The sequence below is a fragment of the Citrobacter sp. Cpo147 genome (assembly GCF_030332405.1).
Lineage (GTDB): Bacteria > Pseudomonadota > Gammaproteobacteria > Enterobacterales > Enterobacteriaceae > Citrobacter > Citrobacter portucalensis.
This window is the reverse complement of the sequence record NZ_JAOWHX010000024.1, coordinates 1-11,355: the sequence shown is the minus strand read 5'-3', so window position 1 is coordinate 11,355 and position 11,355 is coordinate 1. Positions and strand designations below refer to the sequence as shown.

General features: G+C 50.7%; 11 protein-coding genes and 4 pseudogenes. 10 read left to right on the top strand and 5 right to left on the bottom strand.

The features are described 5' to 3' along the window. Positions 1-15: 15 nt before the first annotated feature. Together OGY06_RS00495 and OGY06_RS00490 are read right to left on the bottom strand one after the other, a co-directional pair. A protein-coding gene (locus tag OGY06_RS00495; RefSeq protein WP_103215986.1) for an IS1-like element IS1A family transposase occupies positions 16-713 on the bottom strand; the annotation gives its coding sequence in 2 pieces (ribosomal slippage) (positions 16-464 and positions 464-713; 699 coding nt in all). A 549-nt stretch (positions 714-1,262) separates the two neighbouring features. Beyond that, positions 1,263-1,967 carry an IS6-like element IS26 family transposase gene (locus OGY06_RS00490; protein WP_035897520.1) on the bottom strand — a complete coding sequence of 235 codons (705 nt, stop codon included), beginning with the start codon at positions 1,965-1,967 and terminating at the stop codon, positions 1,263-1,265. Between the two features lie 176 nt (positions 1,968-2,143). Between OGY06_RS00490 and OGY06_RS00485 the strand changes: the two genes are divergently transcribed. The 3 genes from OGY06_RS00485 (at position 2,144) to OGY06_RS00475 (ending at position 3,767) form a co-directional block, all read left to right on the top strand. Further along, positions 2,144-2,701, top strand: coding sequence for an OsmC family protein (locus OGY06_RS00485; protein ID WP_000108589.1), 558 nt, complete (start codon positions 2,144-2,146; stop codon positions 2,699-2,701). A 141-nt stretch (positions 2,702-2,842) separates the two neighbouring features. After that, positions 2,843-3,424, top strand: a complete 582-nt coding sequence (locus tag OGY06_RS00480; RefSeq protein WP_000210409.1) for a TetR/AcrR family transcriptional regulator — start codon at positions 2,843-2,845, stop codon at positions 3,422-3,424. Between the two features lie 4 nt (positions 3,425-3,428). Beyond that, positions 3,429-3,767: a carboxymuconolactone decarboxylase family protein gene (locus OGY06_RS00475; RefSeq protein ID WP_000888080.1), complete on the top strand. Its 339-nt coding sequence runs from the start codon at positions 3,429-3,431 to the stop codon at positions 3,765-3,767. A gap of 29 nt (positions 3,768-3,796) precedes the next feature. Here the strand turns inward: OGY06_RS00475 and OGY06_RS00470 are convergent, their stop codons facing one another. After that, positions 3,797-4,126, bottom strand: a complete 330-nt coding sequence (locus OGY06_RS00470; RefSeq protein ID WP_002431133.1) for a thioredoxin family protein — start codon at positions 4,124-4,126, stop codon at positions 3,797-3,799. Positions 4,127-4,339: 213 nt separating this feature from the next. Between OGY06_RS00470 and OGY06_RS00465 the strand changes: the two genes are divergently transcribed. The 3 genes from OGY06_RS00465 to OGY06_RS00455 all read left to right on the top strand — a co-directional run bounded on the left by OGY06_RS00465 (position 4,340) and on the right by OGY06_RS00455 (position 7,052). After that, positions 4,340-5,446, top strand: coding sequence for an alkene reductase (locus OGY06_RS00465; protein ID WP_006687059.1), 1,107 nt, complete (start codon positions 4,340-4,342; stop codon positions 5,444-5,446). 65 nt (positions 5,447-5,511) lie between these two features. After that, positions 5,512-6,213: a DsbA family oxidoreductase gene (locus tag OGY06_RS00460; RefSeq protein ID WP_001194072.1), complete on the top strand. Its 702-nt coding sequence runs from the start codon at positions 5,512-5,514 to the stop codon at positions 6,211-6,213. Between the two features lie 65 nt (positions 6,214-6,278). Next, positions 6,279-7,052, top strand: a complete 774-nt coding sequence (locus tag OGY06_RS00455) for an SDR family NAD(P)-dependent oxidoreductase (RefSeq protein WP_004729618.1) — start codon at positions 6,279-6,281, stop codon at positions 7,050-7,052. A gap of 210 nt (positions 7,053-7,262) precedes the next feature. Here OGY06_RS00455 and OGY06_RS00450 read toward each other — a convergent pair. Further along, a pseudogene (locus OGY06_RS00450) lies at positions 7,263-7,610 on the bottom strand (EamA family transporter); the annotation flags it as partial. A gap of 240 nt (positions 7,611-7,850) precedes the next feature. Between OGY06_RS00450 and OGY06_RS00445 the strand changes: the two are divergent. The 4 genes and pseudogenes from OGY06_RS00445 to OGY06_RS00430 form a co-directional block, all read left to right on the top strand. Then, a complete protein-coding gene (locus tag OGY06_RS00445; RefSeq protein ID WP_171278908.1) occupies positions 7,851-8,603 on the top strand; it encodes an alpha/beta hydrolase family protein in 753 nt (250 codons plus the stop codon). Between the two features lie 26 nt (positions 8,604-8,629). Then, positions 8,630-8,943, top strand: a pseudogene (locus OGY06_RS00440) (Tn3 family transposase); the annotation flags it as partial. Between the two features lie 99 nt (positions 8,944-9,042). Further along, a pseudogene (locus OGY06_RS00435) lies at positions 9,043-10,046 on the top strand (IS110-like element IS4321 family transposase). A gap of 277 nt (positions 10,047-10,323) precedes the next feature. Continuing rightward, positions 10,324-10,539, top strand: a pseudogene (locus tag OGY06_RS00430) (EamA family transporter); the annotation flags it as partial. 63 nt (positions 10,540-10,602) lie between these two features. Here OGY06_RS00430 and OGY06_RS00425 read toward each other — a convergent pair. Beyond that, positions 10,603-11,300 (bottom strand): IS1-like element IS1A family transposase gene (locus OGY06_RS00425; protein ID WP_103215986.1). Its coding sequence is split into 2 segments (ribosomal slippage): positions 10,603-11,051 and positions 11,051-11,300, totalling 699 coding nucleotides; the frame shifts between segments, so codons are not numbered across the junction. Between the last annotated feature and the right edge of the window lie 55 nt (positions 11,301-11,355).

The window sequence follows — 11,355 nt, the reverse complement described above, 5'->3', positions numbered from 1 at the left end:
GGTAATGACTCCAACTTATTGATAGTGTTTTATGTTCAGATAATGCCCGATGACTTTGTCATGCAGCTCCACCGATTTTGAGAACGACAGCGACTTCCGTCCCAGCCGTGCCAGGTGCTGCCTCAGATTCAGGTTATGCCGCTCAATTCGCTGCGTATATCGCTTGCTGATTACGTGCAGCTTTCCCTTCAGGCGGGATTCATACAGCGGCCAGCCATCCGTCATCCATATCACCACGTCAAAGGGTGACAGCAGGCTCATAAGACGCCCCAGCGTCGCCATAGTGCGTTCACCGAATACGTGCGCAACAACCGTCTTCCGGAGCCTGTCATACGCGTAAAACAGCCAGCGCTGGCGCGATTTAGCCCCGACATAGCCCCACTGTTCGTCCATTTCCGCGCAGACGATGACGTCACTGCCCGGCTGTATGCGCGAGGTTACCGACTGCGGCCTGAGTTTTTTAAGTGACGTAAAATCGTGTTGAGGCCAACGCCCATAATGCGGGCGGTTGCCCGGCATCCAACACCATTCATGGCCATATCAATGATTTTCTGGTGCGTACCGGGTTGAGAAGCGGTGTAAGTGAACTGCAGTTGCCATGTTTTACGGCAGTGAGAGCAGAGATAGCGCTGATGTCCGGCAGTGCTTTTGCCGTTACGCACCACCCCGTCAGTAGCTGAACAGGAGGGACAGCTGATAGAAACAGAAGCCACTGGAGCACCTCAAAAACACCATCATACACTAAATCAGTAAGTTGGCAGCATCACCAACCTCTGAAATAGCTTCCTGTATATAGCATTACATTGGGTTATAAGAGTGTTATTGACAACAATCAATTAATACACAATCACGAAGATATAATTTTTATTACTGAGAAAGACAGACCGGTAACTTTCAAAGAAGTTGTCGTATGTTCATACTACCCAGCGTTCTTTTTTCGGGTTTAGCGATACAGTTTCTATCTGTGACCAGTTTCGAGTTTGTTGTGACCAGCGATCCGGATTCGTTTTCTCGCTGTTTCGTAGATAATTTTACGGCGGGCGAGGATCCCTATATTCTCCCCTCGATGTTATTCATCCGGTGTTACATACCTTATTCCGGTAAGGCGATGCTGGATGTTGTACCACGCAACCGAACCCATTGCGCGGCCATTGAGGGCAGTATTGCAGCATTCTGTAGAAGGGGTCAGTTTGGAGATCGGAAATTTTTGGGCACTGTTGCAAAGTTAGCGATGAGGCAGCCTTTTGTCTTATTCAAAGGCCTTACATTTCAAAAACTCTGCTTACCAGGCGCATTTCGCCCAGGGGATCACCATAATAAAATGCTGAGGCCTGGCCTTTGCGTAGTGCACGCATCACCTCAATACCTTTGATGGTGGCGTAAGCCGTCTTCATGGATTTAAATCCCAGCGTGGCGCCGATTATCCGTTTCAGTTTGCCATGATCGCATTCAATCACGTTGTTCCGGTACTTAATCTGTCGGTGTTCAACGTCAGACGGGCACCGGCCTTCGCGTTTGAGCAGAGCAAGCGCGCGACCATAGGCGGGCGCTTTATCCGTGTTGATGAATCGCGGGATCTGCCACTTCTTCACGTTGTTGAGGATTTTACCCAGAAACCGGTATGCAGCTTTGCTGTTACGACGGGAGGAGAGATAAAAATCGACAGTGCGGCCCCGGCTGTCGACGGCCCGGTACAGATACGCCCAGCGGCCATTGACCTTCACGTAGGTTTCATCCATGTGCCACGGGCAAAGATCGGAAGGGTTACGCCAGTACCAGCGCAGCCGTTTTTCCATTTCAGGCGCATAACGCTGAACCCAGCGGTAAATCGTGGAGTGATCGACATTCACTCCGCGTTCAACCAGCATCTCCTGCAGCTCACGGTAACTGATGCCGTATTTGCAGTACCAGCGTACGGCCCACAGAATGATGTCACGCTGAAAATGCCGGCCTTTGAATGGGTTCATGTGCAGCTCCATCAGCAAAAGGGGATGATAAGTTTATCACCACCGACTATTTGCAACAGTGCCCTATTTTTTATAAAAGAGTAGACAAAAGAGGTTCGCGATATTAATCTACCAACTAGATGATTGGTACTGATTACACCAGCTATACCTTTTATCAAGAAATTACAGGAGCCATTATGTCTACTACCGTTAAACCTTCTGCAGACGCAGCTGCGATCCACAATACCCGTGAAGCAGTTCGCAGCCAGCCTGGCCTGGGTAACCTGACTTTCCAGATGAAAGCCCGTTCCAGCGGCGGATTAACCGTTCGCACAGAGACCGGCGCCACAATCCAGAACGGCGTTATCGATACCAGCCGTGTGGGGAAATTTTCTAATATCGGTGATGAACCCGCAGGTTTACTCGGCACCGATACCGGCATGAGCCCGACTGAATACATCATGCAGGCGCTGGCTGGCTGTTATACCGCCACCCTTACCATGATGGCTGCTGAAAAAGGGATCGACCTGGACGGTATCGAGCTGGATCTTAATTTCGATATCAACCTCAACGGCTTCCTTGGGCTGGACAGCAACGTGCGTAAAGGTGCGAAATCTATTCGCGTCGATGTTCACCTTACGAGCAAGACCGCCAGTCGCGAGGAGTTAGAAGCGCTGGTCAGCGAAATGCAAAAGAATTCGCCAATCCACGATACTCTGGCTAATCCGGTTGAAATGATTACACGCCTGGCGTGATGTCAGAGATGTAATGCTGCCATTCAGAATGCAGGATGGCAGTGACGTTCAGTTCTGCACGATACTGAGTCAGTGATACAACTTGCTACGGAAAAATAGCAACAATATAATCTATCAACTAGTAGATTATATGGAGTAATTATGACAACCATGACACGGGAACGGCTGCTCAGCGAAGCAGAACACCTGATGCGCGAAAAAGGGTATTCAGCATTCAGCTATGCTGATTTATCAAAAATAGTGGGTATCACCAAGGCCAGTATTCATCACCATTTCCCGACCAAAGATATTCTGGGTGAGCAGGTGGTAATACAGGCGTTCTCTGATACACAACGCGTATTTGAGCAGATAGAGGCGACTGAGAAAAGCGCGGAGAGAAGAATTGCGGCTTACATCGATATCTTCGCGCAAAGCCATAAAGCTTCGCTACTGCCACTGTGTTGTGCGTTGTCAGCAGAGACCGCCAATCTGCCTCAGGCAATTACTGTACAGACATCACTTTATTTCGATATGCAAATCGAGTGGCTCACAAAAGTCGTCAGGGCGGGCATGGAGTCAGGTGAGTTTTCATCCCATGCCGAACCATCAGATATTGCTTTGATGATCATTAATGTCTGTGAAGGCTCAAGCGTAGTGGCGCATGCAACGGCCAGACCCGAAGTCTTCGCCAACAGCCTTAAGTATATAAAACTGCTTCTTAATACCCCTCATTCAGGAGAATGACACTATGCTGGACTGGAACAACTATCGCTCAGAGTTAATGCAACGTTTAGGCGAGTTGGGCAAACTGACCCCCGAGACCATGAAAGGCGTGGTTGCCCTGGGCAACGCAGGTAACAAAACTGACCTTTTGGGCGCAAAAGTGCGTGAACTCATTGCCCTGGCGTGCGCAGTCACAACCCGCTGCGACGGCTGTATTGCTTTTCACGCCGACGCAGCTGTGAAAGCCGGTGCAACCGACGCTGAAATTGCTGAAGCGCTGGGCGTGGCGATTAACCTCAACGCTGGCGCGGCGGTCATTTATTCAGCCCGCACTCTGGATGCCGTCGGTCAGGCACGCGGTTAAGCATTAATAAATTCCACGTTAAAAGGGCATTACTGCCCTTTTTTTATGTCCGCAATAGCCTGAGCATATACCGATGCAGGTTTCACACCCGGTATGCGTTTAACTAATTGCCCTTCATGAAATATCAGCACAGACGGCAGCCCCCAGATCTCGTATTTGGTTGTCAGCACCGGCGCCTGATCTACATTGACTTTCCCCACCTGAATATCTCTATCGAGCCGGTCTGCAAACTGACTGAACATTTCTTCGCTGGCCTGACAGGGCGGACACCAGGGTGCAGAGAAACGTACCACCGATATTCCTTTGTACTGCTCTATCTGGCGGAAATTATCTTCGTTATAAGCTGTTAATGTACGCATGGTGATGACCTCGCAAAATGAGTGACAATTCAGAAATGGCTGCGTTATGACAAAAAAATACGACACACCCATTGACCTACCTACTAGATGGTTGGTATATTGCCACCCATCAGATGTTTATGCAACTCCAGTGCGCGACGTCCAGTCGATGATACTGCCGGGCTGTGCAAATCCCTGCCGGGATACTCCTTTTTGTTTTTTGTGAGGTATACGATGAGTAAGCTTTTCACCCCCTACAATCTGTCTGGCCTGGCGTTAAAAAACCGTGTAGTCATGGCACCGATGACCCGCACCCGCACCATGAATGACGTGCCGGATGAGGTCGTGGCTTTGTACTATGCACAGCGTGCTTCTGCTGGCCTGCTCATCACCGAAGGGATGCCGGTTTCAGAAGAAGGCCGGGGTTACCTTTATACCCCTGGTATCTACAACGACGAACACGTCCAGGGCTGGCGTAAGGTGACACAAGCGGTTCACGCCAAAGGTGGCCGTATTTTCGCGCAGCTCTGGCACGTCGGCCGTATGTCTCACGTCTCTCTTCAGCCAGGCCACATAGCGCCGGTTTCAGCGGGCACCGTTCAGGCGGTCAATACCACCGTTTTTGCGCTGACCGAATCCGGAGAACCTGGCCCGGTTGTACCAAGCCAGCCACGCGCGCTGGAAACGCATGAAGTTAAACGCATCACTGCAGACTTCGTGCACTCCGCACGCCTGGCGATGGAAGCCGGCTTTGACGGCGTGGAAATCATGGCGGCAAACGGATTCATCTTTGACCAGTTCCTCAGTAGCGAACTGAACACCCGCACCGACGAATACGGCGGCTCGGTGGAAAATCGTCAGCGTTTCCTGCTGGAGACCATTGACGCCGTGGCGGAAGCCGTGGGTAACAGCCACGTTGCCGTGCGCCTGTCACCGTTCGGCCGCATTTATGACCTCGCGCCGTATGAAGGTGAAGAGCAAACCTGGTCAGCCATCACCGACGCGCTCGGTCAGCGGGAACTGGCCTACGTACACCTTTACTATCAGCCGGTGTACACCAAAGCGCCACTTCCGGAAGGCTTCCGCCGCCGTTTTCGCAACACGTTTAAAGGCACCATCATCGCTGCCGGCGGTTTTACCCGTGATATCGCAGAGCAGGCTCTGGAAGATGATGAGCTGGATCTGGTGGCATTTGGTGTGCCCTACATCGCTAACCCGGATCTGGTTGAAAGAATGCAAAACGGCTGGCCACTGGCAGAAAGTGACCGCGCCACCTACTACGGCGTCAGTGGTTCCCCGGAAAAAGGCTATACCGATTACCCGGTCTGGCAGGCGCAATAAATCCCATACGGTCGCGGTTCTCTGATAAGTGAGATCCGACCGCCCAACGTCTTTGAGGAATCATTATGCAAACGCTGAAACCCACCCTTACCATCGATATCTGGTCAGATTTGGTCTGCCCGTGGTGCTGGATTGCTAAAAAAAGATTTGAACAGGGTCTGAATCGCTTTGAATTTCGCGACCAGGTGGTGATCCGCCATCACAGCTACCGTCTGGCCGGTGGTACTCCCGCGATGCCTTTTAAGGATGCCATCGTTAAAAAGCTGGGCAGTCAGCATTCAGCGGAGCTGATGATGAATCAGGTGGGCACCGCCGGTAAATCTGAAGGTCTGATCTACAACTTCGACGGCATGATGTTTGGTGATACAGAAGATGCACACACCCTGCTGGTTGCCGCGCGTAAGGCCGGAATTGCGGACGCGGTGGAAGAACGTTTTTATCATGGCAGTATCACCGAAGGTCGCTCTCTCTTTGACCGTCAGCAGCTCGTTGCCATGGCCGTAGAAGCCGGTATGCCGAAAGCTGACGCTGAAGCCGCCCTGGAAAATGACGATTTTCGCGCCACCGTTTCCGACGATGAAGCCCACGCACAGTCTATTGGCCTCAGCGGCGTTCCGGTTTTTGTGATGAACGAAAAATATGCCATCAGCGGGGCTCAGGCAGCAGATAACTTTTTGAATGCCCTGCGTCAGGTCTGGGATGAACAGCAAACCGAATTTTCAGCCACTGCGGGTCAGACCTGCGGAACGGATGGCTGCAGTATTTAATCCGTCAACCGCCGGCAGTTTCACGCTGCCGGCAACGTCTTACCCACCAGTAATGGAGTCAGAAAATGAACACTTTTTTCAAAGGTAAAAAACTGCTCGTCGTCGGCGGTACCAGCGGCATGGGCCTGGCCGTGGCACGCATGGTACTGGAAGCGGGCGGCAGTGTCGTGCTGACCGGGAATAAAAAAGACAAAGCCGAAGCGGTGCAAAAAGAACTGAGCCCTCTGGGACCGGTTGCGGTCATCGCGGCGAACCTGATGACCGAAGAAGGTATGGAAACTATCCGTCAGGAAATTAATGCTCACCATCGCGATATCAGCCTGATGGTGAATGCCGCCGGTATCTTCATGCCCAAAGGATTTACCGAGCACAGCTTTGCCGATTATGACATGTATCTTTCGCTGAACCGAGCCACGTTCTTTATTACACAGGATGTCGTGAAGAACATGCTCGCCGCGAAGCTCGAAGGGTCTATCGTCAACGTCGGTTCGATTGGTGCTCAGGCTGCACTGGGTGACTCGCCGGCCTCGGCCTATTCAATGGCAAAAGCGGGTCTGCATGCCCTGACGCGTAATCTGGCGATTGAGCTGGCCAGCGCGGGTATTCGTGTCAACGCGGTGTCTCCCGGGATTGTTCATACGCCGATATACGAAGGCTTCATGGACAAAGCGGATATCGCAGATGCTATGAAGTCGCTGAACGATTTCCACCCGCTGGGACGCGTCGGAACTGCCGAAGATGTGGCAAACACTATTCTCTTCCTGTTGTCTGACAAAACCTCATGGGTGACGGGCGCTATCTGGGATGTCGATGCGGGCATCATGGCGGTCAGACGATAACCCAGTGACGCTGGCATAAGCCGCCCCTTAAGGGCGGCATTTTTTTGTCGCCAGACATGTCATCAGCAGGCTTCACTAAGAATATTCACGACCTGTTCATCCGTGCCTTTTGTGTTCCCGGCACAGGGTGTTATGCCGGGTTCTGACGACATCCTGACAGGACAAAACGGCCAGAGAGAAAGGGGTTATACACGATGAGGAGCCGGTAACGGAGAGTGATTCCCCTTTAAATAATCCGTGGATCACCATCGCAAACTGTACGGCACCAAAAAGTAACAGCGCACCTGCCCCGGTATCGAGATGGATATAGGCGACAGAGAAGAGCACTGCGTACACCATGAGGTAAAATCCGCTCAGCGGACGCCACAGCGATAATGTAGTTTTTGCGTGATAAAACAAGAAAGGTGACAGGACGAGTGCACCACTGGCCAGCCTGAGGCTGCTGAATGAAAGGGGATCAATGTGGCCTCCCTGCAGGGCCAGACGGCACAGAATAGAGTTTGCAGCAAACGCCAGCATTGCCAGGGATATTTTAAGAATGAGCGCGCAATTGGCCATTCAGTGAGACCTCATAAAATTCTTGTAAGCTACCATCTAGTTGGTAGCATAGCGTAAGTGATCACCGAACAGGAAGCAATAATCAGCTTTCAAACTGGAAGGTGAGGACAGGCATTCGGAATGAATTCTGTTTCACATCCCCAGTAGAGGAAGGAAAACGCGTAATGCCAGATGCAGAGCAGAAGATTATTTTTCCCTGCGATCAAACATATGAAATCAGTTTAAGACCTGGAATATCCTATGAAAAAACTAAAATTTACGTTCAAAAATGCGGCTGGTGAAGAACTGGCCGGATTGCTTGAACTTCCTGAAAATCCTAAAGCGTTTGCGCTGTTAGCTCATTGTTTTACGTGTGGCAAAGACCTCAAAGGCGCGGCGCGTATTGCGCGGAAACTGACAGAGAATGCTATCGCCGTTCTCCGGTTTGATTTTACTGGTCTGGGAAACAGCGAAGGGGATTTTTCCAACACCAACTTCTCATCCAATATTTCGGACCTGCTTTGCGCGGTAGATTATCTCCGCCGACAGTACGAAGCGCCTTCTTTGCTCATCGGCCATAGCCTGGGGGGATCGGCCATTCTGTCTATTGCCGGCGAAGTTCCTGAGGCAAAGGCCGTTGTCACCATAGGATCACCCGGAGAACTGACACACGTAAAACGTCTTTTTAAGGATGATGTTGAAAACATTAACCAGCATGGAGCCTATCCCGTTGAGCTGGCCGGGCGGGTATTTACCTTAAAGAAACAGATGCTGGACAATATTCAGGAACACAAAATCGCTCATAAGGTGTTCGCCATGAACAAGCCTCTGCTTATTTTTCATGCGACTGAAGATGATACTGTGTTAATTGAGCAGGCCGAAAAAATATTCAAAGCAGCAAAGCATCCCAAGAGTTTCATTTCGTTGGGTAAGGCGGATCACCTTCTGACTCATGCTCAGGATGCTGAATACGTTGCCGATATCATTATATCGTGGGGCGAATGTTACCTATAAACAGAGTAAATGCGTTCAAACTCGTAGCGCAGAGGGCGATTTTCTGCAGAGATCGGACGCTGTTTATGCTGGACTGATTTTGCGATAAAGGCTTAGGCCGATGCATACAGGCGGGGCTGAATAAGGGTGAGGCCCTTGGGCGAGCATCCTTCATGCACCGGCTGAATGAAATCAGGGATCTGGGGGTGGGAGGATCAGTGTTACCACGCCACCGGCGCTGACACTACATACGGCGGCGATAACACTCTGGAATACGGTTTATATAGAAAGAACCATTGAGCCGCTTAAGCAAAAAGGAGTCCCTGTTAATGAACTGCTGGTTTCTCATCCTTCTCCACTGCTGTACAAAATATAGTCTTAGCGTGGGATAATTAATGAGATGGTCACTCCCTCCTTCCCGGTACTATGCTGAGGATAGGCTTTCATTCGGAGAACTATCATGGAAAACATTGCGCTCATTGGTATCGATCTGGGTAAAAACTCTTTCCATATTCATTGCCAAGATCGTCGCGGCAAGGCTGTTTACCGTAAAAAATTTACACGGCCAAAGTTAATCGAATTTTTGGCGACATGCCCCGCTACAACCATCGCAATGGAAGCCTGTGGTGGCTCTCACTTTATGGCACGCAAGTTGGAAGAGTTGGGGCATTTTCCTAAGCTGATATCACCACAATTTGTCCGTCCATTCGTTAAAAGTAACAAAAACGACTTTGTCGACGCCGAAGCTATTTGTGAAGCTGCATCGCGTCCGTCTATGCGTTTTGTACAGCCCAGAACTGAATCTCAGCAGGCAATGCGTGCGCTGCATCGTGTCCGTGAATCCTTGGTTCAGGATAAGGTAAAAACAACCAATCAGATGCATGCTTTTCTGCTGGAATTTGGCATCAGCGTTCCACGAGGAGCTGCCGTTATTAGCCGACTGAGTACCCTTCTTGAGGACAATAGTTTGCCTCTATACCTCAGCCAGTTATTGCTGAAATTACAACAGATTATCACTATCTTGTTGAGCAGATTAAAGATTTGGAATCCCAGTTGAAACGAAAGTTGGACGAAGATGAGATTGGACAGCGCTTGCTGAGCATTCCCTGCGTCGGAACACTGACAGCGAGTACTATTTCAACTGAGATTGGCGACGGGAAGCAGTACGCCAGCAGTCGTGACTTTGCGGCGGCAACAGGGCTAGTGCCTCGACAGTACAGCACGGGAGGTCGGACGACATTGCTGGGAATTAGTAAGCGAGGTAACAAAAAGATCCGAACTTTGTTGGTTCAATGTGCCAGGGTATTCATACAAAAACTGGAACACCAGTCTGGCAAATTGGCCGATTGGGTCAGGGATCTACTGTGTAGGAAAAGCAACTTTGTCGTCACTTGTGCTCTGGCAAACAAGCTGGCCAGAATAGCCTGGGCCCTAACGGCACGACAGCAAACTTATGTAGCATAACGGCAGAAATACACCGGTTTAAAGAATCACTGATCTGGTTTTGCGAATACTGATATTGATGATACTAACGGCCCACCGGCCTGTTGAGGAACCTGTAAAACGGAAAGGCTCATTGAAGCCGTATATTTTCTGGAGGTTCATCAGGCGCGGAACTCATCGAGGCGCGGGAATAAAATCCCATTCAGACGCCGGATAGATTCAAGCAAGCCAATTTATCGTCAAAATCGGTGTTGCAAAAACGGGAGTGACCATAGATTCCGTTTTCTGAGACGTCCCCAGTATGGCAACCACGATCAGTCTGCTGGAGCCGGTTATAGCCGCACTGCTGGCCGTTGTGCTCGTCGGTGAAAGGCTGCCGCCTTCCGGATGGGCAGGCGTCGGACTGATAGTTGCGTGTCTGGGGCTCATCACCGTTCCGGCTGGAAAGTTACGTTTCAGTCTGTTCCGGCAACGGAAAGAAAACTTTGAAATCGCAAAAAGGAAAGAATTATGAAAGATAAAGCGTCATTTGACTCATTTTCGGCTCTCGATATGCGTGCCGGGTAATGACTCCAACTTATTGATAGTGTTTTATGTTCAGATAATGCCCGATGACTTTGTCATGCAGCTCCACCGATTTTGAGAACGACAGCGACTTCCGTCCCAGCCGTGCCAGGTGCTGCCTCAGATTCAGGTTATGCCGCTCAATTCGCTGCGTATATCGCTTGCTGATTACGTGCAGCTTTCCCTTCAGGCGGGATTCATACAGCGGCCAGCCATCCGTCATCCATATCACCACGTCAAAGGGTGACAGCAGGCTCATAAGACGCCCCAGCGTCGCCATAGTGCGTTCACCGAATACGTGCGCAACAACCGTCTTCCGGAGCCTGTCATACGCGTAAAACAGCCAGCGCTGGCGCGATTTAGCCCCGACATAGCCCCACTGTTCGTCCATTTCCGCGCAGACGATGACGTCACTGCCCGGCTGTATGCGCGAGGTTACCGACTGCGGCCTGAGTTTTTTAAGTGACGTAAAATCGTGTTGAGGCCAACGCCCATAATGCGGGCGGTTGCCCGGCATCCAACACCATTCATGGCCATATCAATGATTTTCTGGTGCGTACCGGGTTGAGAAGCGGTGTAAGTGAACTGCAGTTGCCATGTTTTACGGCAGTGAGAGCAGAGATAGCGCTGATGTCCGGCAGTGCTTTTGCCGTTACGCACCACCCCGTCAGTAGCTGAACAGGAGGGACAGCTGATAGAAACAGAAGCCACTGGAGCACCTCAAAAACACCATCATACACTAAATCAGTAAGTTGGCAGCATCACC

What these genes read in the sequence shown, in the direction of transcription:
- OGY06_RS00490 (WP_035897520.1), bottom strand. Translation starts at nt 1,967, where the DNA reads ATGAACCCATTCAAAGGCCGGCATTTTCAGCGTGACATCATTCTGTGG.
- OGY06_RS00485 (WP_000108589.1), top strand. Translation starts at nt 2,144, where the DNA reads ATGTCTACTACCGTTAAACCTTCTGCAGACGCAGCTGCGATCCACAAT.
- OGY06_RS00480 (WP_000210409.1), top strand. Translation starts at nt 2,843, where the DNA reads ATGACAACCATGACACGGGAACGGCTGCTCAGCGAAGCAGAACACCTG.
- OGY06_RS00475 (WP_000888080.1), top strand. Translation starts at nt 3,429, where the DNA reads ATGCTGGACTGGAACAACTATCGCTCAGAGTTAATGCAACGTTTAGGC.
- OGY06_RS00470 (WP_002431133.1), bottom strand. Translation starts at nt 4,126, where the DNA reads ATGCGTACATTAACAGCTTATAACGAAGATAATTTCCGCCAGATAGAG.
- OGY06_RS00465 (WP_006687059.1), top strand. Translation starts at nt 4,340, where the DNA reads ATGAGTAAGCTTTTCACCCCCTACAATCTGTCTGGCCTGGCGTTAAAA.
- OGY06_RS00460 (WP_001194072.1), top strand. Translation starts at nt 5,512, where the DNA reads ATGCAAACGCTGAAACCCACCCTTACCATCGATATCTGGTCAGATTTG.
- OGY06_RS00455 (WP_004729618.1), top strand. Translation starts at nt 6,279, where the DNA reads ATGAACACTTTTTTCAAAGGTAAAAAACTGCTCGTCGTCGGCGGTACC.
- OGY06_RS00445 (WP_171278908.1), top strand. Translation starts at nt 7,851, where the DNA reads ATGAAAAAACTAAAATTTACGTTCAAAAATGCGGCTGGTGAAGAACTG.